Origin of the sequence: Sphingobacterium sp. BIGb0165 (assembly GCF_024810095.1) — a bacterium.
GTDB lineage: Bacteria > Bacteroidota > Bacteroidia > Sphingobacteriales > Sphingobacteriaceae > Sphingobacterium > Sphingobacterium detergens.
In genome coordinates this window covers 134250-160872 of sequence record NZ_JANUEB010000001.1, presented here as the reverse complement: position 1 = coordinate 160872, position 26623 = coordinate 134250, and the positions used below count along the sequence as shown (strand labels likewise).

Annotated in this window: 26 protein-coding genes; 16 read left to right on the top strand and 10 right to left on the bottom strand. The window is 40.6% G+C overall.

All coding sequences use genetic code 11. The features are described from left to right. Positions 1-48: 48 nt before the first annotated feature. Positions 49-1419 carry a S41 family peptidase gene (locus tag M2408_RS00700; protein ID WP_259178363.1) on the bottom strand — a complete coding sequence of 457 codons (1371 nt, stop codon included), beginning with the start codon at positions 1417-1419 and terminating at the stop codon, positions 49-51. A 418-nt stretch (positions 1420-1837) separates the two neighbouring features. Between M2408_RS00700 and M2408_RS00695 the strand changes: the two genes are divergently transcribed. The 6 genes from M2408_RS00695 to M2408_RS00670 all read left to right on the top strand — a co-directional run bounded on the left by M2408_RS00695 (position 1838) and on the right by M2408_RS00670 (position 12182). Then, positions 1838-2407: an RNA polymerase sigma factor gene (locus M2408_RS00695; protein WP_259178362.1), complete on the top strand. Its 570-nt coding sequence runs from the start codon at positions 1838-1840 to the stop codon at positions 2405-2407. Between the two features lie 143 nt (positions 2408-2550). Continuing rightward, positions 2551-3696 (top strand): FecR family protein, encoded by a 1146-nt coding sequence (locus M2408_RS00690; protein ID WP_259178359.1) that lies wholly within the window; start codon positions 2551-2553, stop codon positions 3694-3696. A gap of 100 nt (positions 3697-3796) precedes the next feature. Beyond that, positions 3797-7231 carry a TonB-dependent receptor gene (locus M2408_RS00685; RefSeq protein WP_259178357.1) on the top strand — a complete coding sequence of 1145 codons (3435 nt, stop codon included), beginning with the start codon at positions 3797-3799 and terminating at the stop codon, positions 7229-7231. 20 nt (positions 7232-7251) lie between these two features. After that, a complete protein-coding gene (locus M2408_RS00680) occupies positions 7252-9129 on the top strand; it encodes a RagB/SusD family nutrient uptake outer membrane protein (RefSeq protein WP_259178356.1) in 1878 nt (625 codons plus the stop codon). Positions 9130-9159: 30 nt separating this feature from the next. Next, positions 9160-10482: an IPT/TIG domain-containing protein gene (locus M2408_RS00675; protein WP_259178355.1), complete on the top strand. Its 1323-nt coding sequence runs from the start codon at positions 9160-9162 to the stop codon at positions 10480-10482. Positions 10483-10631: 149 nt separating this feature from the next. After that, a complete protein-coding gene (locus tag M2408_RS00670; RefSeq protein ID WP_259178354.1) occupies positions 10632-12182 on the top strand; it encodes a DUF1565 domain-containing protein in 1551 nt (516 codons plus the stop codon). Between the two features lie 55 nt (positions 12183-12237). Here the strand turns inward: M2408_RS00670 and M2408_RS00665 are convergent, their stop codons facing one another. Together M2408_RS00665 and M2408_RS00660 are read right to left on the bottom strand one after the other, a co-directional pair. Beyond that, positions 12238-13383 carry an acyltransferase gene (locus M2408_RS00665; protein WP_259178353.1) on the bottom strand — a complete coding sequence of 382 codons (1146 nt, stop codon included), beginning with the start codon at positions 13381-13383 and terminating at the stop codon, positions 12238-12240. Positions 13384-13485: 102 nt separating this feature from the next. Further along, on the bottom strand, positions 13486-14103 hold the full coding sequence (locus M2408_RS00660) for a hypothetical protein (protein ID WP_259178351.1): 618 nt from the start codon (positions 14101-14103) through the stop codon (positions 13486-13488). Positions 14104-14515: 412 nt separating this feature from the next. On the opposite strand from M2408_RS00660, the gene M2408_RS00655 reads away from it, so the two are divergent. From M2408_RS00655 to M2408_RS00635, 5 genes are all read left to right on the top strand, one after another. Further along, entirely contained in the window at positions 14516-15103 is a 588-nt protein-coding gene (locus M2408_RS00655; protein WP_259178349.1) for a Crp/Fnr family transcriptional regulator, read from the top strand. A gap of 93 nt (positions 15104-15196) precedes the next feature. Next, positions 15197-15661 carry a DoxX family protein gene (locus M2408_RS00650; protein WP_259178346.1) on the top strand — a complete coding sequence of 155 codons (465 nt, stop codon included), beginning with the start codon at positions 15197-15199 and terminating at the stop codon, positions 15659-15661. Between the two features lie 106 nt (positions 15662-15767). Next, positions 15768-16367 (top strand): Crp/Fnr family transcriptional regulator, encoded by a 600-nt coding sequence (locus tag M2408_RS00645; RefSeq protein WP_259178344.1) that lies wholly within the window; start codon positions 15768-15770, stop codon positions 16365-16367. A gap of 62 nt (positions 16368-16429) precedes the next feature. Continuing rightward, positions 16430-17050, top strand: a complete 621-nt coding sequence (locus tag M2408_RS00640) for a hypothetical protein (RefSeq protein ID WP_259178343.1) — start codon at positions 16430-16432, stop codon at positions 17048-17050. Positions 17051-17060: 10 nt separating this feature from the next. Next, the gene (locus M2408_RS00635; RefSeq protein WP_259178339.1) at positions 17061-17462 is read left to right on the top strand and encodes a DoxX family protein; all 402 of its coding nucleotides are present in this window, start codon (positions 17061-17063) and stop codon (positions 17460-17462) included. A 152-nt stretch (positions 17463-17614) separates the two neighbouring features. Here the strand turns inward: M2408_RS00635 and M2408_RS00630 are convergent, their stop codons facing one another. Further along, positions 17615-19135 carry a glycoside hydrolase gene (locus M2408_RS00630; protein WP_259178336.1) on the bottom strand — a complete coding sequence of 507 codons (1521 nt, stop codon included), beginning with the start codon at positions 19133-19135 and terminating at the stop codon, positions 17615-17617. A 162-nt stretch (positions 19136-19297) separates the two neighbouring features. Between M2408_RS00630 and M2408_RS00625 the strand changes: the two genes are divergently transcribed. After that, entirely contained in the window at positions 19298-19723 is a 426-nt protein-coding gene (locus tag M2408_RS00625; protein WP_259178334.1) for a DinB family protein, read from the top strand. 66 nt (positions 19724-19789) lie between these two features. Here the strand turns inward: M2408_RS00625 and M2408_RS00620 are convergent, their stop codons facing one another. Beyond that, a complete protein-coding gene (locus tag M2408_RS00620; protein ID WP_259178332.1) occupies positions 19790-20242 on the bottom strand; it encodes a GNAT family N-acetyltransferase in 453 nt (150 codons plus the stop codon). Between the two features lie 91 nt (positions 20243-20333). Further along, the gene (locus M2408_RS00615; RefSeq protein WP_259178330.1) at positions 20334-21323 is read right to left on the bottom strand and encodes a GlxA family transcriptional regulator; all 990 of its coding nucleotides are present in this window, start codon (positions 21321-21323) and stop codon (positions 20334-20336) included. 133 nt (positions 21324-21456) lie between these two features. On the opposite strand from M2408_RS00615, the gene M2408_RS00610 reads away from it, so the two are divergent. Both M2408_RS00610 and M2408_RS00605 read left to right on the top strand, forming a co-directional pair. Continuing rightward, positions 21457-21909 (top strand): DUF1569 domain-containing protein, encoded by a 453-nt coding sequence (locus M2408_RS00610; protein WP_259178327.1) that lies wholly within the window; start codon positions 21457-21459, stop codon positions 21907-21909. 159 nt (positions 21910-22068) lie between these two features. Further along, positions 22069-22602, top strand: coding sequence for a hypothetical protein (locus M2408_RS00605; RefSeq protein WP_259178325.1), 534 nt, complete (start codon positions 22069-22071; stop codon positions 22600-22602). 7 nt (positions 22603-22609) lie between these two features. Here M2408_RS00605 and M2408_RS00600 read toward each other — a convergent pair whose 3' ends face one another. After that, positions 22610-22819: a hypothetical protein gene (locus M2408_RS00600; protein ID WP_259178324.1), complete on the bottom strand. Its 210-nt coding sequence runs from the start codon at positions 22817-22819 to the stop codon at positions 22610-22612. A gap of 258 nt (positions 22820-23077) precedes the next feature. Between M2408_RS00600 and M2408_RS00595 the strand changes: the two genes are divergently transcribed. Continuing rightward, entirely contained in the window at positions 23078-23272 is a 195-nt protein-coding gene (locus M2408_RS00595; RefSeq protein ID WP_259178322.1) for a YqaE/Pmp3 family membrane protein, read from the top strand. Positions 23273-23334: 62 nt separating this feature from the next. Here M2408_RS00595 and M2408_RS00590 read toward each other — a convergent pair whose 3' ends face one another. Both M2408_RS00590 and M2408_RS00585 read right to left on the bottom strand, forming a co-directional pair. Then, on the bottom strand, positions 23335-24114 hold the full coding sequence (locus tag M2408_RS00590) for an alpha/beta fold hydrolase (protein ID WP_259178320.1): 780 nt from the start codon (positions 24112-24114) through the stop codon (positions 23335-23337). Positions 24115-24158: 44 nt separating this feature from the next. Then, positions 24159-24587, bottom strand: coding sequence for an SRPBCC domain-containing protein (locus M2408_RS00585; protein ID WP_259178318.1), 429 nt, complete (start codon positions 24585-24587; stop codon positions 24159-24161). A gap of 263 nt (positions 24588-24850) precedes the next feature. Here M2408_RS00585 and M2408_RS00580 point away from each other — a divergent pair, with 263 nt between their 5' ends. Next, positions 24851-25300 (top strand): hypothetical protein, encoded by a 450-nt coding sequence (locus M2408_RS00580; RefSeq protein ID WP_259178316.1) that lies wholly within the window; start codon positions 24851-24853, stop codon positions 25298-25300. Between the two features lie 125 nt (positions 25301-25425). Here the strand turns inward: M2408_RS00580 and M2408_RS00575 are convergent, their stop codons facing one another. Next, positions 25426-26583 (bottom strand): Atu1372/SO_1960 family protein, encoded by a 1158-nt coding sequence (locus tag M2408_RS00575; protein WP_259178313.1) that lies wholly within the window; start codon positions 26581-26583, stop codon positions 25426-25428. Positions 26584-26623: the final 40 nt, after the last annotated feature.

Genomic DNA, 26623 nt, shown 5'->3' with positions numbered 1-26623 from the left:
TTAACACCAGTTTAAGTATGTGTTATATAGTTGTTAATATATAAGCTGTTAGTTGTTTATTTGTAGGATCTCTTGATACGTTTGCTCTCGTTTGCTATCTGTCAGTATCCGCAGCGGACTTACCGAAGACTGTTTGCTTGCTCCCCGTTTGTTTAGGCTCTTGCTTCCTCCAATAAGTGCAATAGCGCGTTGAATCAAGGGATCATCAAGAGAAGGCAGAACTTTTAATGGTAAGGCTTCGAGTTCGTTGACATGATATTGTGGCACTATTCCCGTAGCATAATCTCCCGATCCTAATGCATTGGACAACTTGTAAATAATGGGATGTATTTCCCAAGCAATGGTTTTTGTTGGCCGCATATCTTTAATTACAAATGAGGCCTCATCTTTTCCTCTGGTCTTCTCTCCTATCGTGATGACATGCGCATAAGGTTTGAGGTTATTGATCAATATCTCAGCAGCTGATGCTGTTGTGGGGCTCGTTAAAATGTAAACTTCTTTTAATTTCAGACCGCTTTCTAACATCTGGTTGTAGTGTAATGTACCATCACCTGAAGCACTTTGACCGATACTTTCTGTTTTTCGCCCGCCATTCTTATTACCTGTGTAGGTGATAAAAGCTGTATTAAAAGGTAATCCGCTGATTAATCCGGCAATACCTGCAGCCTCCGCAACCTGACCTCCAGGGTTATAGCGAAGGTCCACCAAAAGAGCGTCTATCTGTTCATTTTTAAAAACGGTAAAATCCGACATAGCAGACTGTGCTATACCACGGCTAAAATCATTGATATAGAGGTAACCAATTGTCTTGGCATTCAAGTGGAAAATCTCCCGTAATATCGGCTGTTCCAGCAACATACCCCGGCTTAAATCCACAGTTTGAATATCCCTCAGGGAATTATTTTCCAAAGCTGCTAAAGTCAGTTGCCCCTTGTCTCCTGTTAACAGGTCATTTTGAAGAACAACGGCATTTGCGGTCGTCAACTGCTGGCCATTGATCCTACTGATGTAATCTCCTCGTTTCAATCCATTTCGGGAAGCGGGTGAATCATTATAGACATATTTGATAACGCCAAAGACGAGCTTACCATCGGCACTGCTCAAGGTACTATAATCGAATCCAAATTGACTCCGATTGGATTTTGGAAAGCTGCTGGGATCCGCCGGATCCACCATATAAGAAAAGCGGTCATTCGCATGTAACAAAGACCTGAAAAACAGTTGTGGTTCCTGATCCATGTTGATCTTTTTAGGGAGAGATTCATTCCACAAATAATAGCGGCGAAGGCTATCCAATATCCAGCTGTTGACATAGGAATTGGAACCCACAGGATAGCTTGGTGGATCCTTCTTGCAACCCAAAAGTTGAGCGACAAAAACGAAAATAATCAAATTCAGTATGTAATAGACTCGTTTCATGACATTCACGCTAAACGCTCGTTTGACCACTAAGGCACAACAACTTAGACATCTAACATCAACTTATCATTATGACTATATTAAGTTTTAAATGATACTAAATTTTCTTAGTAAGCATTTGTACCATCAAAACCCTTCCTTCTGCCTCAGAGTTATTTTCGATCTAAAGGAGTGTATCCCGCTCTTGATCAAAAGGCGATCTGCTTCTTCTTAAATTTTACAAAACTGGCTGTTCAAATCGCATTAGACCTATGCAGCTCCCATTCAGCATCTTGTCTAAATAGTTTTATTATTTCCGGATATAAATTATACCCACATGCAGACCATGGCACTGGCGGATTAGATTTTGTTTTATTGTTATTTTATACTTACTTTGAGAAGGTTTTTGTGGGATACCTATTGTAAACAGAATTAAACTATGAATTTCTCCGCCTGTTCGGATCAGCAAATTTTTGAATCAGTTTGTCAAGGTGAGGAACGGGCGCTACAACACCTGATGCATCGCTTTTGGCAACCACTGTTCAAAACAGCGTCTGTCACAATGCAGGATCCCGAAGTATGTCAGGAACTTGTCCAAAACGTATTTATCAATATATGGCGAAACAGGGAGAAAATAAATCTTAAATATTCCATCAAAACCTATCTATTTGGCTGCATTCGTTACGAAGTGTTCCGAAACATCAAAAAGAAAATGGATTATGTCGAATTGAAAGATTTAGATGAGGACTATGTTGATTCCTTCAACCCATTGTTAAAATTGGAGTACAGCGAACTGCTGGATTATCTGGATCAAATGATCAACCAGCTTCCTGACAAATGTAAGGAGATCTTTTACCTCAGCAGAATGGAGCAGCTAAGCCATAAGGAGATTGCTGAGAAGCTGAATATTTCCGTAAAAACAGTAGAAAACCAAATTTCTATTGCGTTGAAACGATTAAAACAAGGTATGCAGAATATGCACATCTTTTTTCAGATTTTCTTTTTCTAACAATAGACTGAAAAACAATCAATTACATCGAATACAATCTAATAAAAGACTCTTTTATATTTTCTTTTTTAAAAAAAATGCAATTCCTTTTGGGGGCTAATTGAAAAAATGAACTCTATAAGAACGAATCAATTATAGATTTCATGAAAAAACCTGAAATTATAGACTTAATCAAGAAAATTTTGCGCAAGCAATCCTCCGAAGATGAACTGTGTGAAGTAGACGACAGGCTCTTGGATGCATATCATGATGCTACTTGGGACGAAGATAAATTCGGCCCTGCAGAAAATATAGAAACACAGATTAAGCGCAACGTAGAACAACTTATTCAGACAGAAGCGGGCAATACAAAAAAAATAAGCATTTTCCGTCGTTACCTCCCCTATGCCGCCTCTTTGTTATTGGCTGTTTCCAGCATTGCCGGATATTATTTTTTTAAAGGTCGAAATGCAGACTTACAAGTTATAAATCAGCGGGCATACCTGAATCCGGGTGCAGAAAAAGCCTCTTTGAAAAATTCAGATGGCAGCAGCCTGGATCTGCAGCAACAGCAGGTTGGAGACACTGTTCCTTTTGGAAAGCTGTTGTTCAAAATTGACCAGGAAGGCATTATTAGTTATCAGGCAAAGACCGAGAACAAAAATATGGAATCTCAACTTGTCACCTTAGCAACCCCGAAAGGTGGTAAATATCAGATCAATTTAGAAGATGGCACCAAAGTATGGCTCAACGCCGAGAGTAGCCTGATTTTCCCTGAGCATTTTGCTGCTGACCGTCGTCTCGTTCAGGTCAAGGGAGAAGCTTACTTCGAAGTCGCTGAATCAAAATACAAACCTTTTATTGTAGAAGGTAATGGATTTGGAGTCCGGGTACTGGGTACCAAATTTAATGTATCCGACAGGGATAACCTCCATGTTGCAAAAGTCGCCCTGCTCCAGGGGTCAGTAAGTTTAACCTCAAAAGCTGGCCAGACGATGCTCAAACCTGGCGAGCGTGCAAAGATATCTGCCTCAGGTGTTCAAATAGATCAATTTGATGCTGAATCCGAAATCGCCTGGAAGAATAACTATTTTATTTACAAAGATGAAAATATCAAAACTATTATGGCGGATGTGGCGCAATGGTACGACGCCGAAGTGATATTCGAGGGAAAGGACTGGGATGATGTAAACCTCAAAATGAAAGTCTCCCGAAGAGAGAATATTGAAGAGATCTTATCACTTCTCGAACTAACAAAATCAATCAAATTTAAAATTGTGGAAAGGAGGATCTACGTCACAAAAAGATAAATCGAAAACTTAAGCCGGGATGCTGTCACATCCCGGCTACGAATAGAGTTTAAAAATTTTCTGTCAAAAATTAATTAACCTTTTAATTCTTAACAAAATTATGAAAATAATACCGGGAAAAGAACAGCATATGTTCTTAATTAAGACCCTATTGATTATGAAGTTCTATCTACTGCTCGCATTTTTTGGCGTTGTTCAGGCTAAAACTCCGGTTTATAGCCAAAAAATGAACCTACATTTTAAAAATAGTAAGGTCGATCTTGTTCTAGCAGAAATCAGCAAACAGGCACAGCTTGACCTGCTTTACGATTCAAAGCTGATCAAGAAAGCAAGCCCTGTCACGCTTAATCTGGAGAATGCCACGTTAAATGAAGCGCTGACAGCCCTGTTTCGAAATCAGGCACTTGAGTTTGAGGTCATCAAAAAGACGTTAATAATTCGTCCAAAAGAATCGACGGGGGCAGCTCGTACCGCGGAGGTTACCGAAAATCAAAAAGCCATCAATGGTTCGGTTAAAGATCAACAGGGAAACCCGCTCGCCGGCGTAACTGTACGTGTAAAAAATACCCAGATCACAACGACAACCGACGGCAAGGGAAATTTTACCATCGCCCCACCATCCGGATCCGGTCAGGTGATCTTGACATTTACATACGTAGGCTATGAAAGCACTGAACGACCAGCAGATAACAAGGACCATTTAAATATCACCTTAGCATTGGCCAATAATAATCTGGATGATGTTGTTGTTGTAGGTTATGGTACACAGAAAAAAATCAATGTCACGGGTGCTGTAAGTTCGGTAAATATGGCCGATATGCGTACACCGGTTCCCAATTTATCAAATGCTTTAGCAGGTAAAGTCGCCGGTATTATCTCCGTGCAGTCCAGTGGTGAACCTGGTTATGACAATTCAAATTTTACAATCCGTGGAATCGGGACCTACGCCGGTAATTCGTCTCCACTAATTATTATCGACGGTGTGCAACGTGATGATGTCAATGGTGGTTTCGGTGGATCTTTCAATAATATTGATCCCGAAGATATTTCCAGTATTTCCCTATTGAAAGATGCTTCATCCACGGCAATGTATGGAGCTAAGGGCGCCAATGGTGTTTTGATTATTACCACCAAAAGAGGTGTTGCCGGTAAACCAAAGATTTCCTTTAAGGCAGAGACCGGCTTCTCAGGTTTTACAAAAACGCCACAAATGCTGGATGGCGTAAAATATATGGAACTACAGAATGAAGCAAGAACAAATATGGGCTCGACCCCAACCTATTCTGATGAGTTGATCCAAAAAACAAAAAGTGGGCTGGATCCCTATATGTACCCAAATGTAAACTGGATTGATGAAGTCTATAAGAAGAATTCCATGCTCACCAATGCCAACATCAATATTACCGGTGGTGGTGAATCGATGAAATACTATATTTCGGGATCGTACTATAATCAGACAGGCCCTTATAAGGTCCGTAACTTAAACAATTACAACCCTAATCTCGATTTCAAACGCTATGATTTCCGAAGTAATGTGGATGTCAATTTATCAAAAAACACCTCCGTTCAGCTCAACTTAACGGGTATGTTGGTTAACTCCCGCTACCCCGGTATCGGTGCCGGTGATTTGTGGTATTTGGCCTATGCGACGACGCCTGTTGCCTATCCGATTCAATATCCGGACGGTAAATGGGCCGGACCACTGAGTGGTGGCGGTGCAAACCCATTAAATGAAGTACAAAACAATGGTTATTCCAGCGAATTTAAACCCATTGTGCAGTCCGTATTGACCATTAATCAAAAATTAGACGCAATCACACAAGGATTATCTGCCTATGCCCGGTTCTCATTTGACAGTTATGGTGAATTCAACAACCGTCGCTCAGGAAAAAATGATTTATGGCAGGCGACAGGCAGAACACCTGAAGGGGAACTCATTTTTAACCAAAGCAGGGTAGGTCAGCAATTTTTGGACTATAGTAAAGAATCTTTTGGCCAACGCGTTATGTATCTTGAAGGTAATTTAAATTATGACCGTACTTTCAATGATCACAAAATCGGTGGGATGTTTCTCTATAATATGCGTAACCGTTTGGTCAGTTTGGCCGGTGACGTTGTTGGATCCATCCCCTATCGCAATCAAAGTCTCGCCGGAAGGGTTAACTACGGATTTCGTGATAAATATCTTGTAGAAGTTAACGCGGGCTATACGGGATCTGAAAATTTCGAGAAGGGACAGAAATTTGGCTTATTTCCTTCCGCTTCGGCTGGCTGGGTGATTTCCAATGAAGAATTTTTTGAACCTTTGAAAAAGACATTTAGTTTATTAAAAATCAGGGGATCCTATGGTGTTGTCGGTAACGATAACATTGGTAATAATCGTGATCGTTTTCCCTACTTAACTCAAATCGGCGATGGTGGCTCTACAGGTTTTGGTCTCAATGGAAGTTGGGTCGGCGGAAAAACCGAAAGGGTAATGGGTGTCGAAAATCTCACCTGGGAAAAATCTTATAAAACTGGGATTGGTCTTGAAATCGGATTATGGAACAAGCTTAACCTGATCTTTGATGGTTTTGCCGAGCGTCGAAAAAATATTCTTATTGGTAGGGAATCCATTTCTTCTATCGCCGGTTACAATAGCTTGGCTGTCTACGCCAATATAGGTGAGATGGACAATAAGGGTATGGATGCCAGTATTGAATACAACGATAAATTTGGGGATGTTGGGCTCCGCCTTTTTGGTAACGTCACCTATAGCCGCAATAAAATAGTATTTGCGGATGAACCCGTCAGACGCTACGGCTATCAGTCCAAGACAGGAACACGCTTTGGTGAGTACCAAGGGCATATTGCCTTGGGCTACTTTACGAGCAAAGAAGAGATAGAATCCGCCCCTCAGCAAAAGTTTAGCCCAGTATCTCCAGGAGATATCCGTTACAAAAACTTAAATGCCGAGGACGATAATATAATTGACCCTTATGACAGAACCTACCTTGGAAAATCTTGGTTTCCTTCATGGTTATATGGTGCCGGTTTTTCTGTTTCGTATAAAAACTTTGACCTTTCCCTATTCTTTCAAGGGGTTGCTGACGTAGGTATCATGGCCAATGGAAGTGAAATTCCTGGAAAAGGAATGGGCGTCAATGGTGTCGGAGTCCTCCCTTTTTCGGGTCTGGGAATCTATCCCAACAATACCATGTCCATTGTTGAAGACCGTTGGACCGCAGAAAATCCACGTCAGGATGCTTACTACCCACGTCTAACAATGGCCAGTGGCAGTGACAACAATTACATCAACAGTACACACTGGCTAAAAGATGGAGCTTATATACGGATGAAACAGGCTTCTTTGGGCTATACTATTAAAGCAAAAGGATTGGACAAACTCGGTTTCACTTCACTTTATGTGTATTCATCGGGCCAAAACCTCCTGACGTTTAGCAAATTCAAACTCTGGGATCCCGAATTGGGAAGCAACGGCGCCAAATATCCATTAAATCGTATGATCACCTTCGGCGTTCGGGCACAGTTTTAATCTAAATCTATACAATAACCATGAAACAGATATCACCAAAATATATTGCATCAGGTCTATTAGCGCTAGCCTTATGCCAAAATATGCAAAGCTGTAATTATTTGGACAAAAAACCGGATAACCTCCTCACTTCAGACATGGTTTGGGAGACCCGGGCCAATGCAGAATCTTACTTAAACCAGATATATAGTTATATCGAAACACCGGTAGACGATTTTACGACCCTTGGTGCCAGCGATGAAAGCTCATGTAATATACCTGTTGTGAACGTTCGGCAAATGGCTGTCGGGAACTGGAATGCACAAAGCATGTACTGGCAGCATTATTGGAATAACCCATACACCGCCATTAGGCAGTCATTTATTTTTGAGGAAAACATCGACAAAGTTCCTGAAGGCGCATTGAGCACAGAACTCAAAGTACAATACAAAGCCGAAGCAAGATTTTTGCGGGGCTGGTACTATTGGAAATTGCTACGTCAATATGGCCCAGCGGTATTGTTGAAAGGGACATTGGGTTTGAACGAAGATTTCAATAAATATCCCCGCAATTCATTTCAGGAATGCGTCGATTACATCAATAGCATGATGGATCTTGCCGCAGCAGACCTTCCTGTGGTATGGTCCGCCTCGTCCAATTATGGTCGTCCAAGTAAAGGAACCTGTTTGGCCATAAAATCACAGGTGGCGCTATGGGCTGCAAGTCCCTTATGGAATGGGAATCCACGATTTGCAAATTTCAAAAACAAGGATGGTAAGGCCCTCGCCCCGTTGCAGAACGATGCCAATAAATGGCAATTGGCTGCTGATGCTGCAAAATCTGTTATTGACTTAAATGCCTATAAGCTCTTTACCAATCTGGATGAAGGAGATTCAAAATTCGATCCTTACCTGTCTTTCCGTAACCTCTTTTTAACCAACTGGAATAGTGAGATTATTTTTTCCACGCACAAAGCGGACACCTGGCAGTGGGGACATGAGAAACGAAGTGCACCTGAACCCGGTGGGATTGCTATGATGAATGCCACACAAAATGTTGTGGATGCCCACCTGATGCGCAATGGCAAGACAATTGATGATCCCAGCTCTGGTTATCGGGAGGATGGTTTCGTAGCAACAGATGATCCAGCCGACTGGGGCAAGAGCCGCGATGGCGTCAATAGAGGTTACATCGCTGGCAATTCAAATATGTATGTAAACCGGGAAGCGCGATTTTACGTCAATATTCTCTATAATGGTAAGCCTATCCTACCCGCACCGACAGCCGATGACCGCAACTTCTTTTCGTCGGACGGCAACAAGGATGGACGCGGAAGAGCTGAGTTTTATTATTCGGGAAAAGCCGGTTTGGTCCAGAATTCAAATAGTGCCGATAAAACAGGATACCTTGCACAAAAAAATGTCAGTCCAGCCACTAATATTCGCCAGGATCGTCCCGCATATCGTCCGTATATTCATATCCGTTTGGCCGAAATCTATTTAAATTATGCCGAATCGCTAAATGAAGTTAATCCGAGCCATCCTGATATTCTGACCTATCTGAACCTGATACGTCAACGGGCCGGTTTACCTAAATTGGAAACAGTATATCCGCAGGTGGTAGGCAATAAAGACGAACAACGTAAATGGATTCTCCGCGAGCGACAAATTGAGTTGGCTTTTGAAGGCGACCGTTATTTCACCCTCATTCGTCGACTGATGATGGGAAACCCAGCCTCCCGAGCAATATACCGGATGAGTATCGCTTCAAACGATAACAATCAAGGATTTTTTTATCAGGACTTCTATAAGAGAAACTTATTGCAAAACAGATACTGGGACGATAAAATGTATCTATTTCCTATTTTACAGGATGATATCGACAAGAACTCGGCGCTTGTTCAAAATCCAGGCTGGTAATTAAGGTTTGAATTTTAACTTTTACTATTTATGAAATTAATATATAAAAGGAATTTAGTTTTCCCTCTCCTCTCCTTTGTGATATTGGCGGGAATATTTTCATGTAAGAAAGATCATATGGGTGCGACACATGATCCCAATGCAGCCATTGTTGTCACGGATTTCCTTCCAAAGCAAGGTGTCTATGGAACAGAAGTTCTGATCAATGGTGAGAACTTTACAACGGACACAGCTGCGATTTCCGTTAAGCTCAATGGCATCCCATTAAAGATTATAGCATCAAACGGTACCCAGATCATGGCCATAATCCCTAAAAGAGCTGGTAGCGGACCTATTGAAGTCGCTATCGCGGGAAAAACAGGGACATCCAAAGAGAGCTACAGCTATATCTACAAAAGAACGGTCAGTATCTTGGCAGGCAACGGGGCAGCAGGCTTCCTCAACGGAAAAGGTGCTGATGCGAAGTTCAATTTTGGTGGTGAGTCCTGGTATCGCAGTGGCGGTATTGCTGTAGATGATGCGTTAAATGTCTATGTCACTGACCCTGGCAACCACTGTATCCGTAAAATCGATCCTGCCGGAAACGTCAGTACTTTAGCAGGATCCCCGAGTAATGCCGGTATGGCGGACGGAAAAGGTGGTGAAGCACGCTTCAGTATCCCCTATGGATTGACCATCGATGAACAGGGGAACTTATACTCTGTTGATCCGGGAAACTGGGATATCCGCAAGATAACACCCGATGGGACGGCAAAGGTTGTCGCCTTCACAGCGAAAGAACCCTGGTTTATTGCTTATGACCGAGTGTCAAAAAAGCTATACTATAATTCTGTGACCTCCCCTGCTCCTATTTATCAGTTAAATACAGATGGTACAGCGGTAACGACCGTCATCGATGGATTGAATTTTCCAGCAGGTATGGCCTGCGGTCCAGATGGCAGTCTATACATCTGTCTACATGGCGACAACCAAATCAGAAAATATGACCCCAAAACATGGAAGCCTACCATTATTGTCGGTTCCGGTAAATATGGTTATAAAAATGGTGTTAGTACGGCGGCTGAATTTGCACTCCCTTGGGGTATTGCGGCTGACAGCCAAAACAATGTGTATGTTGCCGGAAATGGTACTGCCGGTGGCGATAGTGGTTCCCCCGATCAGAGCGTTCGTTTTGTGGATGGCAAAACATTCCAGGTAAGTACATTTGCGGGATCTAACATCGCAGGTTTTAGAAATGCCGTCGGCGAGGCTGCATCATTTAACGTACCTGAAGGTGTTACCGTAGACAAAAATGGTACAGTCTACGTTATCGACAAGAAAAATAATAGTGTCCGAAAGATCATATCTGAATAACCTAGGGGGTGTCCGAAATAGAACGATCGGACACCCCTCTTTTTCTTGATTTTTGTTTGTATCCCCGACAACATGTCTTCAATTCATGCATCCTCAGAAGTATCGCTTTTACGCCTTCGACAGCTTCTTCAAATTTCAAATGACTTTATATGATTTTTAAGCATCTATTTTCGTTGAGCTACGCACTATTGCAAGGTTTGCTATTGTGCGCGGCATGCAGTCATGCTGATCATCTCGAACCTATTCAGACCGACTCAACCCCTCAAAAAAGCAGATATGTTTCGGTCACAGGTAATGACCAGAACAAGGGTACCGAGAGCAAACCCTTTCGTACTATCGCTCGCGCTTTAGATGCAATATCACCGGGCGACACCATTTTTGTGCGTGAAGGTGCCTACCATGAGAAACTATTGATTTCAAAATCGGGAAGTTCAGCGAAACTCATTACGATAAAGCCTTATCCCAATGAAGCTGTGGCTATTGATGGCGAAGGACTATCCATTTCGGGCACAGAAGCATTGGTAACGATCAGAAATGCCCGATTTATTCAGTTTGACGGTTTCGAAATCCGAAATTTTAAGACACAGGCCAAAGGCAATGAGGTGAATAGGATTATTATTGATCAGGGTTCTAAAAACATTACCATACGAAATAATAGGGTCCATCATATTGAGAACAATGCCAGCCCACAGGATGGCAGAAGTGGACATGGTATTCTGGTCATCGGCAATACCGCCGATGCCTTACAGGATATTATTGTGGAGGATAATACGATCCATGACTGCAATACCGGTTATTCCGAAAATCTCACTATCAATGGATATGTTGATGGCTTTATTATCAGACGGAACAAGGTATACAATGGCGAAAATATTGGCATTGTTGCAGCCGGAGGATATGCCGCCAATGCTACAGCAAACCTGAACTATGTACGTAATGGACTGATCAGTCAAAACGAAGTTTATGATATTGATGGTAGAACTGGTCCTATCCCTGCATTTGCCCAGCATAACGGGGCCATTGGGATTTACATCGATGGAGCCCGAGATATCATTGTTGAAAGAAACAGTGTCTATCGCTGTGGACGCGGAATCGGCCTAGTCAGTGAAACCGATAATTTTCCTACACGTGACTGTATTGTCAGAAATAACGAGGTCTATAACAATTCACTCGCGGGGATCAGCTTGGGTGGCTACCTAAATTACACCGGTGGTGGTACGTTGAAGTGTTATGTTGTGAATAATACCCTATTTCACAACAATATCGACAAAGGATATTTTGATGAAATTGAAGGTGAAATACGACTTGTTGAGAACTGTACAAACAACATCATCCAAAATAATATTATTGCTGCCAAGCCCAATAGCGTATTTATTCATAAATATACCAATACAGGTAAATCCAATGCGATTGACTACAATTTATACTTCAGTACCGGAGAAGATCAGTGGATATGGAATGGGAAAGTCATCCGGGATCAACAAACCTGGAAATCAACCCTTATTGGCGATACGCATGCGATCTTTGGACAGGATCCCGGGTTTATATCAACGACACAAGCAAATTTTGGATTAAGGGATTTATCTCCTACCCTTGACAAAGGGAATTTTATTAGTCAAGCAATCAATGGTGAATTGGACTTGAGTGGACAGACGAGATCAGAAGCAAATCGCATTGCGATTGGAGCATTTCAAAAATAGTTTAAAAAGAAAATAGGCCAGTCGACACGAACTTGTCAAATGGCCTATTCTGCACTTAATTCGAATTATTTCCCTTTGATTTTAAAAATCGCTGGGTCAGATATTTTCGCACAGGGATATCGTATAATTTTAAACAGCCATAAGCGAGCACAATACTACCAATGACGACCGCTGCAGCACCGGGCAACGATTGCTCAAAGCTGAGGTTTTCATTTTTCACCCAAGCGTAATATAAATAGATAAAAGGATAGTGCACCATATACAAAGGGTAAGAGATATCTCCCAAGAATTTAGATAGTTTGTTTGTAAAACTGCTCCCTTTTCCGGAAGCCCCCAGAACAACTAGCAGTGGAAAAACCAGCACACAGCACAGCGTATCATAGAGTCCATTCATCCAGAGGTTTTCAGCCCCCCCGATACGAGGAATCGCCAAAAGTGAAACAAGGATAATACTACAGATCCAAAATGCACCTTTAATCCGAAAAGGTTTAAATACGCGCGATAAAAACAGTCCGGCTGTAAAGGAGAATAAAAGACGTAGGGATCCCGCTGTAAATTCTGTTCCGGTCAGTGAAAACCCTGCACAAATATCGCCCAAAGGACCCCAGATTGCAAATATGGCTAATCCACAGCCTGCAGCGACAACAAGTCCACCAAGTGCTTTTGTTGAAAATTTACGGATGATCAAAACATAAAGGATATTACCGATATATTCAAAAAACAAGGACCAACTCGGACCATTGAGCGGGAACATCTCACCCAAGCCTCTTACTTCATGTCCGGGGAGAGCAGGGATCAACAATGCATTTAATACCGTCGCTAGCAATAAAGCCGAAACAGTCACCTTGGATACATCCCAGACCGAACAACCCTGAAAATAGAATAGGACAGCACCAATGATTGCCCCCATAATAACCATGGGATGTAGCCGTATAATCCGGCGTTTGATAAAATCCATCGTCGTCATCGTTCCCCAACGATCATCATACGCATAACCGACGACAAATCCAGATAACATAAAGAAAAAATCGACCGCGAGGTAACCGTGGTTAATACGTTGATCCAGATGGCTGGTTGCAAAGGCTTCGAAAATGTGAAAACATACTACTGTGATGGCTGCAACACCGCGTAAACCATCAAGCACGTTATAATGCGGCTTGGTATCAGCATAAGCGGAGGTAGAAACTGTTGTATCGGGCATAGAAAGAGTAAGATTAGTTTGATTGATTTCCTAAAAACAAAGACGTAAATATAAACAAATTTCAAAAACTGTTCTATGTCTGCCATTCAAACTAATTTTTTCTTATTTGACAAGGGGAATATAGTCTCTCAAATAGACCTGCTCCTTCCGCATATCCTGAATATATTCCTTACTAAAAATTTCCAAAAGTATTTCTGAGATAGCTGTCGTGGTGGGCTTGTCTTCTTCGGATTCACCAAAGGAGAAAATCTCCTCCTCCGTCCGATCTTTCTTCGTTAAGAAATAATAAAAATCTGGACTTTCCCAGCCTTTTATCCCTGAACCAGCTTCTTCTGCTATGTTGAGGGATCTATATGTTTTTTGTAGAAAATCCTGAAGACTCTGGTAATCGGTTTTATTTTTTGATGTTTTGCTCGCATATAAATAAGCGAATTTACCATCCTTATTTTCCGCCATCGCTAACGCAGGAAAAGCGACACCATTCAACATGGCCAAGGTATCTTTGTCTTCGTTGTAAGACACCGTGGTATACCGGTAACCATAATATTTTTTCGGTTTTAGCTTCTTGGTCTCCCATCCGGAGGTAGACTCCAGGTAAAAGGGTGTCGGCAAACTTCCTTCACTATCAAAAATCGCGATTGTATCTTTCTTAAACATGGCTGCCTCAAAAGCCTCTTTTAACGCTTTCTTATCCATCTCTTTCACGTCAGAAGCTAACATGGATTCCGTTTTTTTTATTTTCGGCGCATAAAAGGTTGAAACATCAAAGCTAGGATCTAATTTGTCCAAGAATACAACCGCTGGATCCTGAGATTGACAAGAATATAACAGTGTCGATAAAAGCAGTAAAGAAAGAATACTTTTATGTGTAGAACTAAATAGCTTCATGGAAAATTGCTCAAAATTATCTTTTCATTTTTTATCTTAAAACAGCGGTAAAAGATATCCAAATATACAGCGTATGGAGCGATATTAACACGAATATTTACAATCCGCATAAACTCATTTTAAAAACGTCATTTATTATTCCAGGGAAGGGGTGCATTTTGTAGAAAGTAAAAAATAGATCTTAGTTCATTTAGGATACAACGGCTATTCATTATATTTGAGAAAATATGAACCACAGCCCTTTATGTCAATCGTTTACGACAGTATACTAAATCATATCAGTGAACACAGTATCTTATCAGAGGAAGAAAAAGAACGCTTTTGCGCAGCATTGACCTACAAAAAAATACGCCGTCGGCAATATTTACTACAAGAGGGAACGATCTGCACACGGGAGTGTTTTGTGATCAAAGGCGCCCTGCGGCAATATGAGGTTAGCCCGACCGGCCGCGAGAATACCGTGCAATTTGCTTTTGAGAACTGGTGGATTTCAGATTGGTATAGTACCTTACAAACTCAGCCTTCGGTTTACAATATCGATGCATTGGAAGATACGGAAGTATTCTTAATAGAAAAATGCAAGCTGGAAGAACTGTTTATTGAAATCCCAGCTTTAGAAAGCTATTTTCGGAAAATATTTCTAAAAGCATTCGTTTCCCTCCAGAAAAGAATACTATTTCAGCAGAAAACAGCTGAGGAAAGGTATCTTGAGTTTATGAAATGTTATCAATGGTTTGAACAACGTATCTCCCAGCAACATATCGCCTCTTTTCTTGGTATTACAAGGGAGTCGTTGAGTAGACTCAAAGGACAACAGTATAAAAACAGCTAAATCTGTGATAAATCGCACAGATTTTATTTATCAAATAGCACAGGTTAACACGTTAATTTCCAATTAAATTTGTTCATCATAAACCATAGTAAGATGAACAAAAAGATTAAACAATGGATTCTGTCAACAGATAATAGCTGGACAGCCTTTATTTTGCGGTTAACATTGGGGCTAGTACTATTTCCACATGCAGCCCAAAAATTATTTGGTTGGTTTGACGGCCCCGGATTGCAAGGAGAAATCGCGTACATGACCAGTCATGTCAATCTCCCGATGTTCTTAGCCGTTAGTGCAATTGCGGTTGAATGCCTCGGAACGTTTTTTATCCTATTGGGCTTTTTGACCAGACTCACCAGCATTGCTATTTCTTTCCTGTTTATTGGTATGATTGTGGTCGATCATGCCGCACATGGTTTTTTTATGAACTGGTTCGGAAAAATGCCGGCTGGTACTGAGGGTTTTGAATACCATTTGTTGGTCCTGGGGATCTGTCTCGCACTCATCCTACAAGGTGGTGGCAGATATGCGCTGGATAAATTATGGGGCTCAAAGTCCTAAAACAGTCGTGATCGATACTAAATTTGCTTAAATTTGCGTCTTATTTAGACACCCACAAAAGCGATATTTTTGCGGTAAAGCCTGTCGGTGTTTTTAATCAAGAGATATGAATTTAGACGCTATCAGTTCGCTATTGATCGACCATTTCAAAGAGATTGTGCCACTCACTGAAGCGGATATACTGTCCATTCTCCCAAAATTGGAAGTAAAAGTTGTAAAACGGAAAGAGTTTGTTCTTCAGGAGGGGCAGATTTCCAAACACATGCGATTCATTGTAAAAGGAAGTCTATATGCTTATTATATGGAGGAGAATGGCAAAGAACATATTGTGCAACTCGGGATAGAACAGTGGTGGATCAATGATCTATATAGCTACCTGAGTGAATTACCATCTCGCCTATATATCCGTGCAAATGAGGATACCACACTCATACAGATCAGCAAACGCAATCTGGAAATATTGTATAAAGAAGTCCCTGCCCTATCCGAGTTTTGGCGATTGAAAATTCAGCATGCCTATGTAAATTTACAGGAGCGTACTTTCGAAAATGTACGCTCTGATGCGTATACCAAATACCGCAAATTTATCTCGGACTATCCTACAATTGAACAACGGTTTCCGCAATATATGATTGCCTCTTATCTTGGGATTACGGTCGAATACCTAAGTTATTTGAGAAAAAAACACCTGTCACGTCTTTCTTAAGATTTCTTAATTTTTATCCCCTCCGCCTTGTCTAGTTTTGCTCGTAATTCAAACGAGAGAACATGAAGACAATAGCTATTACACTTGCACTTTCTACCTTGGTTGCTGTGGCGACACATGCTCAGCAACTATCCTATACACCTGAGGTCGTCCTGGGACATCGTTCATACTTCTATATGCATCAGGTCAGTTACAAGATCAGTGACAAAATAAAAATCAACAATCTATCGCTTTTTGATACAGGATATACAACCGATAAAGAAAACATCTTTTTTATCAGAAATACGGCTTCCTATACGATTAGTAAACGATTCACATTGAATGCAGCTTTTGGAATGAAAAATCCCGGAGCTTTCTTTAGCGCGTTTGTACAATATCGCGTGAGCAAACCTACCCAGTCTTTTTCTTACGCTATAGGCACTACCTATCAAAAAGGATTTACGCTCGAACAGTCCTTATCATTTGAGTATACCCCCTATTTAACAGCACAGAAACAGGCCTATTTCAGTGTACTTGCTATCGGTAATGTAAATACCAAAATGTACCAGCGTGGACTTCAATTTATACGGCTGGGCTTAAAACAGGACAAGCTTATGTACGGACTGGCATCCAACTTTGACCAATTTAATAACAGTAAAAAAACACTGGAAAATTTTGGCGCTTTTGTAAAACACAACTTTTAAAAATAATATAATGAAAAAAAATCTTGATTTAGGCATTTTAATCAGTAGAGTAGCTATTGGCGGTCCCATGTTGGTGTACGGGATCAATAAGTTGATCCATGGCATCGGGTTCATTAAGGACATCATCGTCAGCATCGGACTTCCCTCCTTTTTTGCAAATGGCGTATTTGTGGGCGAAATCATTGCACCGATTATGATTATCCTTGGTCTACGCATACGTTTGGCGGGTGTAGTATTCGCTATTAACTGTCTTACGGCGATTTGTCTCGCCCAAAGTGGTAATATCTTTAAATTGAATGAATTTGGGGGTTGGGCGGCAGAGCTTTTGGTTATCTACATGCTGATTGGACTAAGTTTTCTATTTATGGGGGCAGGTAAATATGCCATTTCGACAAGTAATAGATGGGATTAATCGCAGTGCATTAATTCGAAAACAGAAATGGGCTGTCCAAAAGATTTCGGACAGCCCATTTTCTTTCATTTTATTCGTTTCCCCTCTTACATACATTCACTACTCAGGGGGTTGTTTTTACTCTTCGGATTGCTTCTTTTCCGTTTATATCCTTATTGTTTGGTTCCTTCGAGTGTCGACACACTCTTTGCTGGAATAGTTAAGCTATATACCCCATTTGCAGTTGGCGCAACCATACCGGCAAGTCCCCAATGACCTGTACTGGTCGCTGTAGTCTGATAATTGGATAATTGTCCCCCTACAAAGCCTGACAGATTGATATCCAACGGGACACTACTGCTACCTGTATTTGTCACGACCATGGCAAATTTACCTGTTTGTGGATCTTTATACGCGGATATCAGTAATCCGTTGGCATTTTGTACCGCCACATTGATACGCTTGTAATTGGCTTTAATAAATCTGGAATAATGCCCCATCACATCATATGCCTTGGTAAATTCCAACGAACCATCACTTCGTGTACAGATCAACGCCTCGTTATTTTGGAATGCAAGCATCCCGAGCCAGAAGACATAAGCACTGGCATCACAATCTGCCAGCAATTTGTGCATATTAACGGCAAGCTTCAATCCACCTTCAATTCCGGCATCGTAGTTTCCACCATCGTCCGATGCTTCGGTTACCCACATGGGTTTGCCGCCAGTGGAAAATGTCCACTTTGATGGGCTTTGGTTGAAACCTCTTTTTCCGCCGATCAACTCTGTAATTTCAACATAACCATGTCCTGCCAGAATATCGACATTACTCCTGTCCATTCCAGATAGGAAAGTATTGGCTGTTCCCCAAGCCGCATTTTCAGAAGCGATGATTTTGGTACTTTGTAAACCTTCTTCATTTAAGGCTGGTCTGAGGTTGTTAGTGACAAACTCACCAAGTTTATTCGAAGCCCAATAAGATGCATCCCAATCCGAAAACACATTTTCAGGTTCGTTCGTTGGCGATATGGCATTAATTGTGATCCCTTCATTTTGATAGGCTTTAGCGAAACCAGCCAGATAGCGGGCAAATAGCGTCGATGAGGTATTCAGATTAAGTCCATTAAACCATTTACCACTGATACTATTGGGATTCGTCTTCATATAAAGCGGCGGTGTCCAGGTACTCGCGATAATAACGGGAACCTGAAATCTTTCCTTCGCCTTTTTTAGAATCCACAGCTGTCCCAGATGCTCGCGCGCATCTGCCGAGAGTGCCTGATAAGCCGGACTACTCACTGCGACATCGATATCAACCCCTGCAGGCTTAATGGTCACCACCCTATTCTGTTGATTGAAAGGATAGGTATGTAATACCTTGCCGCGCAATATATTCAACTTCAAACCCGAATTACCCCAAAGATAGTCCAAAATACTATCTCTCTTCGGAGATTCAAAGAAAGGAACAATACGCCCCCCGAAGGCACCAAAACCGTCTATTTTTTGACGTTCCTGGTTCCATTCCACAACAGCATTTGTCGTTACTGCGGCAGCCTGCGCATTTAACTGATTCAAACGATTCACCGCATCATCTTCATTCGTCGATAATACCTGCTTTTGACAACCCGTCAACCATAGGGATGCCATTAATCCAAAACAAGAGATGGATTTAAAAACAAATTGATTTCTGTTCATAAATTTCTATTTTATTAATTTGTAATAACAGTTATATCTCTAAATACGACTTGCGGTAAAATTGTTTTGTCAAATTTCAAACAAAGTATTTATTTTTTGAAAAATTAACAATCCTTGCAATCGCTTAACAATAAGCTATCATCATATTAACATTCAATAAAAATGAACGATTTTATACAAGACTTTGAAGTGCTCATAGCTACTTTCCCGACCGAACTATCGGCCATTGATACCATAGCATTTAGTGCGAAGCCAGTTCCAGAAAAATGGAGCAAGAAGGAAATTTTAGGGCACCTGATCGATAGCGCCATGACAAACTACCTCCGGTTTATCAGAGCACAATCTGAAGAAAACCCACAGATCTTTTACACACAGGATGACTTTTGTGAAAATGCAAATTATCAGCAGTCAGAAACTAAACAACTGCTGGATCTATGGTTAGCACTCAACAAGCAACTTCTATTTCTATTCAAGACTTTGATAACTAAAGGCCTGACAATGCGAAAATGTAATGATCTAACACTTGCCTTTTTGATGGAAGATTATGTAGCCCACCTCAATCATCATCGTCATCAGATACTTACCTAATCGTAAAATAGTTAAAATGTCTAGTCCAAATAATTAGATTATTTTTCAGACTAGACAAAATACAGTTTACTTTTTACTCCACCAATGATAATAGTTGTGAAGTCCATCGTATTCAAAACCGCAACGTGGGTATAGCGTATTGCCAATGTCATTTGTTTTTTCTGTTTCGAGCATTAACCCGCAGGCACCGGTTTCGGTACACCATTGTTTGCTCTGATCGATCAGTGCAACTGAAAGTCCCTTACCACGATAATCTTGGTGAACAAACAGATCGCTCAGCAACCATTGCATTTCTAATTTAGTGTAATGAAACAATTTATACAATTGTACAAATCCCACTGCTTTACCGTCAGCCAGGGCTAGAAAAACAATTGATTCGTCCTTCAGAAATCGCTCTTTTAAAAACATCTTCCCTTTTTCCAGATCAGATTCCTGACGGTAAAAAATTCGATAACGGTTAAACAATTCTGCGGTTTCGTTCAAGTCTTCAAGACTGGCTCTTTTAATTTGATAATTCATTTTAGTAAATATTTTGATTTATACAGGCAAAAATATTCGTAAAAAGAATCCGCATTATCATCCAGATTTGAGATGCTGGATAGTCCAGTCATTAGACTTCCTCAAATTGGCCCTTGTATCTATTTCTATAATCTATGGGTGTTAACCCTGTTATTTTCTTGAATAAACTGCGGAATGTTTTTAAGTCATTATAGCCGATACTATAGGTAACATCAGCTATATTTGCATTCCCCATTTCCAATGCTTTTTTTGCTACCTCTATCTTTGTCCGCTGTATATATTCTATCGGATTCAATCGGGTTGCATTCTTAAATCTTCGAATAAAATTTCGTTTGCTCATATTGACATGATCAGCGATCTGTTCGACCGAAATGTCAGCTTTAATTTTCTCTTCGATATAGCTTTGCGCCCGATGGATATCTTGATCATCGTGAAGACGTTGCCCCGAGAAAACTGAAAATATATTCTGTGAGGTACGACCATAATCCAATGCATAGAACTTACTGAGTTCGATGGCGATTTCCTTGCTACAATTTTTTTCTATAAAATAGAGCATTGCATTTAATGCCGAAAAACCACCCCCACCTGTAATAATTGCTTTGGAATGAGTGACCACATGATCTGGTTTAAAAAGGATGTTGGGATATCGACCTGCCAGATCCGTTATAGCGTCCCAATGTGAGGTTGCTGGCATTCCATCCAACAATCCGCTTTCTGCCAAAAAATAGGCTCCGGTGCACAGACTGATCACTTCCGCTTTGCGCTCATATTTATCTCTGATCCAACCGATCAACTCCAAGTTGTCATCTAAAAATGATTCAATCTGCCCAGCGGCTATATTCATGGGGGGAATTATAACCACATCCGTTCGAGCGACCTCCGCCAGTATTCTTGTACAATAAAATTGAATCGGGAGAATGGACTGCACTGTTTTTGTACCGACCCCAATTAATTCAATCTCAAATGGCATCGGCATCCCCCTTTTTAAAGCAGCTTCATTTGCGCCCATGAGTAATGCGACCGTAGTTGATACGGCCGTAGATAATACATTGTTATAGATAATGACTGATATATGTTTCATCTGTAAATATTTATGTACACCTCTATTTTCTCTTAAATGTACGCATAATTCTGGCACGAAAACCACCCTCAAATGTCATTTTTACGTGGTAATGGTCGGCTATATCTGCGCTAACTTTACAAAAAAAAACAAGATGAAAACAATATTCAACAACACAGAAAGAGCAGAACTGATCGAAAGGATCGAGCTCCTTACCCCCAATAACACAGCACAATGGGGAAAAATGAATGTATATCAAATGATCAAACATTGCACAATCTGGAATGATTGGGTGCTTGGTCGGAATAAACATCATTACAAGCAAGAATTTCTTGGGAAGATATTTGGAAAAATGGCCCTAAAAGGCATGATAAAAGACGATAAGCCGCTGAAAAAAAATGTGCCTGCGGGAATTTTCGCTGTCAAGGACAATATGGGGCAGGTTGATGCCGCCCAGAAAAAAAATTGGATGGAGCAAATTGAATCCTATGGTCACTATTCAAATCCAGATTTCATCCATGATTTTTTCGGAAAAATGGAAACGGAACAAATTGGCATTTTTGTGTATAAACATATGGATCATCACTTGCGGCAATTCGGTGTATGATCGAATATAAAATCTTTTCAGACGAATTGTAAATGTAAGACGTATCGACTGTTGCGCACTGTTATATTTACGAAATAGTCTGTCGTTTTACATTACTATTGATCAATGAATAGGTTGATTATGTGAAGTAAAAAATAGATCTTCATTTATAAGGAGCTTATGGTTAATGAGGTACAGTCTGAAAAGATTTATTATCATCCGAACTGGAAAAGAATCACGATCGCTGTTATTTTAGTGTTCATTGGAACAGGAACATTATGGGTAGACATTGCTCCTTTTTTGGGATCTATACCATGGCTACCATTAAAGCTGACATGCATCCTGATTGGGCTCTGGATGCTAAAGAACAGCAAAAAAGCCGTTCGAGCGAAAACAGATACAAAGGGGTTTTATTTCAAAAGAATGCCCGCAAGACATGCGTTCAAAAAAGCCATTGCTGACCTCGATTTTTTGGTGTTTGTTCCATTCGTACAAATTGTAAATATCCGGATAACTGCAACTATCTGGGAAGGGACAAGACTCGAATTAGAAACTACACAGGGAAAAGAGATACTCACGATGTTAAACGTGTTGAGTAGAAAAGAGAAACAGCAGATCTATCAAACTATCAAAGGATTCGGAATAGCGAATGCGGTCAAGGCCCAGGAGGAAAAGAGGAAAATTGATTACATTAAAAAACCTGCTGCAGATTAGTTCCCTTTTAACTGAAGTTGTCCGATAATAGCTGATCTACATCTTCCCTAATTTCTTCAGGCAACATCAAGTAAACCGATGTTTTTAGATTCTTTCTACTAGCCTCTCCTTCTATAAAAATATTCCTAAATCCTTCATTGAGCCATTTTCCGTCTTCTTCCAAATAAGCTTTATATTTATTGTCCAAAATCTCAATAATTTTTTTGCTCTCGTTCATGTGTTCCGTCATTTGTCTTATTGTAAACTGCATCTAAAAATATTCGACAGGGGAACATCAACATTGGTGCCACTACTGTCCCGAATCTTCAAAAGAGGATTGGAAACAGAAAATTTTAAGATTTCTTAACATCTTCAGCGATTTGCTTTCTTACATATTATTGTCGATTTTTGTTGTGTACATTTAAGTTATCTGTATAGTCAGATGAACGGAGTTTGTTCTCGGTTATTTATACAGTTTTTTTATAAATCGTTTGATATGATATTGATTGCAGTACTACTTCCATGGTTATCCTTCTTTTTAAGAGGTAAAATATTCAGTGGAATTATTTGTTTAATCCTCCAAATTACTATTTTGGGCTGGTTGCCTGCAGCAATATGGGCCGTTGCTTCACGTGTTGATGGCAAAAATCAACAACGCATACGAAGTTTGGAACCTAGTATGCGCCGTTAACTGTCTCATCTGCTGTACTAAAATCGCTTCAACCCGACGAATAGGACTTGAATAGGAAGATGCTATTCGACCTCAAGGAATTTTTGAATCTGGAGGATCGTAAAATCAATTAATCCTTTATCTATTTGTCCATCAAAATCTTTCATCATATAATTACCATGATTGGCGGGCAGAACCATAAGCCGTGCATTGGGAATTTGCTGTTGCATTTGTGCCAAATGCTGCCCTTTGACCACGTCCTGATCTCCTCCGATCAGAAATACCGGGCAAGCTAAGTTTTCTAAGGTACCCGGTTCAAAATCCTGGAAATTTATCATGCGCTGGCTATCCTTTTCATACATATTTTTAAACTTTTCGGGATCCGAATTCAATTTCAAAAAATTTTCTTTCAAATAAGGCGGCATAACCTCAATCGTAGAAGCTGACATGCTATCAAAGAAGCCATCTAACAAACCCTCTCTTTTGGTGTTACCCGAAGCAGCAATCAATTTGTTTACCCTATCCGGGAAAAGAGAAGCGAGTTTCAAAATGGTCGTTGCGCCATTACTGAAACCTAAAAATGAGGCTTTATCGATCGCGAGGTAATCCAACACCGCGATAATATCCCTTGCATCCTGTTCAAATGTTTCCGGAACGACCCTATGCTCCGATCGACCATGATTTTGCATATCCAGCAAGATCAATTGATAGCGATCTTTCAATCGTATAACGGTCTCCTCAAAATCAAAAAGACCTGAGGAGCCACCGCCGTGGATAAGCACAAGTGGCTTTCCAGCTCCATATATTTCATAGTATAGCTTTATCCCGTTAGCGGCTGCATAACCTGAGTGATTGTTCAACATGCTCATTATTTAATTTAATTAGTTTCGCCTATTTAGATCTAGATTTATCTGCTTTCTACAAATTTTTTAAAGTTGATCAGAACAGCGTCGGTAAAATTTTGCTGAAGATCCAGTGGCGTCACCGCGTCTGGTTCAAACGTCTCCCTTATAATCGTATTATTATCGATAGCCTGAAATTCAACAATACAGTTTCTTCCGCCACTGGTACTTTCAATATATTCTAATGGGATAATACGATCATATACCCCACGATAATCAAAGCCTTCATGATCAGCCCGTCGTTCCATTCGAAAATTAAATTGCCCACCTTCCCTAAAATCGTTCTCTACTTCTGGACAATGCCAATCATCGAATGGAATATTCCATTGTTTTATGGACGCTGATCCGATCCAGTGTTCCCAGACATCTTCGAGCGGTTTCTCCACCAAAACAACTGAAACAAGGTTTTTTTTCCCTGAGTTTACGTCTTCCATATGTTATATTTTTAGATTAAATACGATCCGTTTATTCATTTCTACCGCCTATTGAATATATATTTCAAATAACTGCCTTCGTCCAGCATAAAGCCAGCGAGCAATATTAGCTGCAATACAATATTAATAAACAGCGTATTAAATTAACTTGCCCTATGGCAATATTTACGGTTCACTTAATTTTCTTCAAACAAAGGGATCGATTTGACAAGTATGGTATATTTATTGCACTGCAGAACAAAACATATAAAAAACCGATTAAAATGAAAAAAATAGCATTTTTAGCACTATGTGTTATCCTACTTGCAGGATGTAATAATGCACAGCAACCAAAGTCTGCTGAGAAAACCGACAGTCTGGCCAAAGAAGAAACACCATCTATCGGCGGAGATAAGGATGAACATGGATGTCTTGTTGGTGCAGGTCAAACTTGGAGTGAAGTTAAGCAGGGATGTATTCAGGTCTTTAATGTAGGAACACGTTTGAATCCTGTTGATGTTAAGGAAGGCGATGCTATCATCAGTGCATTTGTTGTCGCTAATGACGATAAATCCAAAATGGAATTATTTTTGCCAGACGACAATAAAACAACGATTATTTTGGATAAAACTGAAAACAATACGTACCAAAAGGATACCTATAAATATGATGCTGATAAATCGGATTTATATGTAAATGGTGCAGTAAAATATAAAGGTGAAGTTAAAAAATAACATCCCTGAAACTTTATAGGACGTATAAGGTAATGCCAATGTTTATCACATTGGCATTTTTTTCATGCGCTCGCTGCACTCGGCTTATTGGTCAGAAAGGTCCCTCAATCGATTTTCACAGCTAGCTATTCAATTTCGAAGACTGCCTGTATCTCTACAGATGAATTTACAGGTAAAGATGAAGCTCCAAAAGTCGCCCGGGCATGTTTCCCTTTTTCGCCAAAGACGGTAACAGCAAGATTGGATGCCACGTTCATCAGGTCGGCATGTTTACTATAATCGTCTTTCGTATTGAAAATTCCTGTTAACTGTACACAGCGTTTGACCCGGTTTAGCTCTCCACCGACCGCCTCATTAAGAACAGAGAGTACATTAAGCATTGTTATTTCGGTCGCTTCCTTCACCTCCTGCTCACTTACACCGGCCCCTAATTTTCCGGGTTTAAATATTTTACCATCCTTGAGTGCCACCTGATTGATAAAGACTAAATTTCCGGAACGGACATAAGGTTGATAATTCCCCGCCGGTTGGGGCACTTTTGGAAGTACAATATTGTTTTCCCGTAACCGATTATGGATTGCCAGCGCATCCGGATGAGCTGAGCTACTTTTTTTATCAAAAGCCTTATTTTCCCTTGTACCCGCTAGCGCTAGGGCAACCTTCGCAAGGTTCATTCCCTGCAGCTCGGCCAGATAGCGCTCACTTTTGCTTGGTCTTTCGGTAGCTGTCAATGAAGCGAGACTTGTTGTCCCCAAGACTGTATTTCCCTGTGGAATGGATTTATCTATTTTGTCATTCCCCATAATACCGGTAGGAACCAGAATCATCCCATGTACCGCCAGGCTATTCCAGAATGACTGCAATGCCAATTCCTTTCCTGCACCACTACCTGCTGACATAAACACTGTAGCAGGGATGCCCTCCAAAGCGTGCTGAGACCATAGCTCTAATGTTTTGGAAAGGAACTCGCTCATTGCTGTACTTATATTACCAAAATAAACAGGTGATCCAAATGCAATCCCATCATAATTAGGCAGTTCTTCTACTGTTGCCACAGCAAGACTACTCAGCTTTGGATCAGATGATGGTTTCACCAGTTTAACCACAGCCTGTACCTTGCCATTGTGTTCAATACCTTTTGCAACTTCCTTGGCTAATTCATACGTTCCGCCTTTATCGGAATGAATAAGAACCAAGACCTGTGTTTTATGAGCCTGTGCCATGACAACATTGGTCAGCACAGCTAACATTACTCCAATAAGGGAGGCATATAATTTTTTCATCTTAAATCACTTGTTAAATCTGACACAAAATTAGAGATGC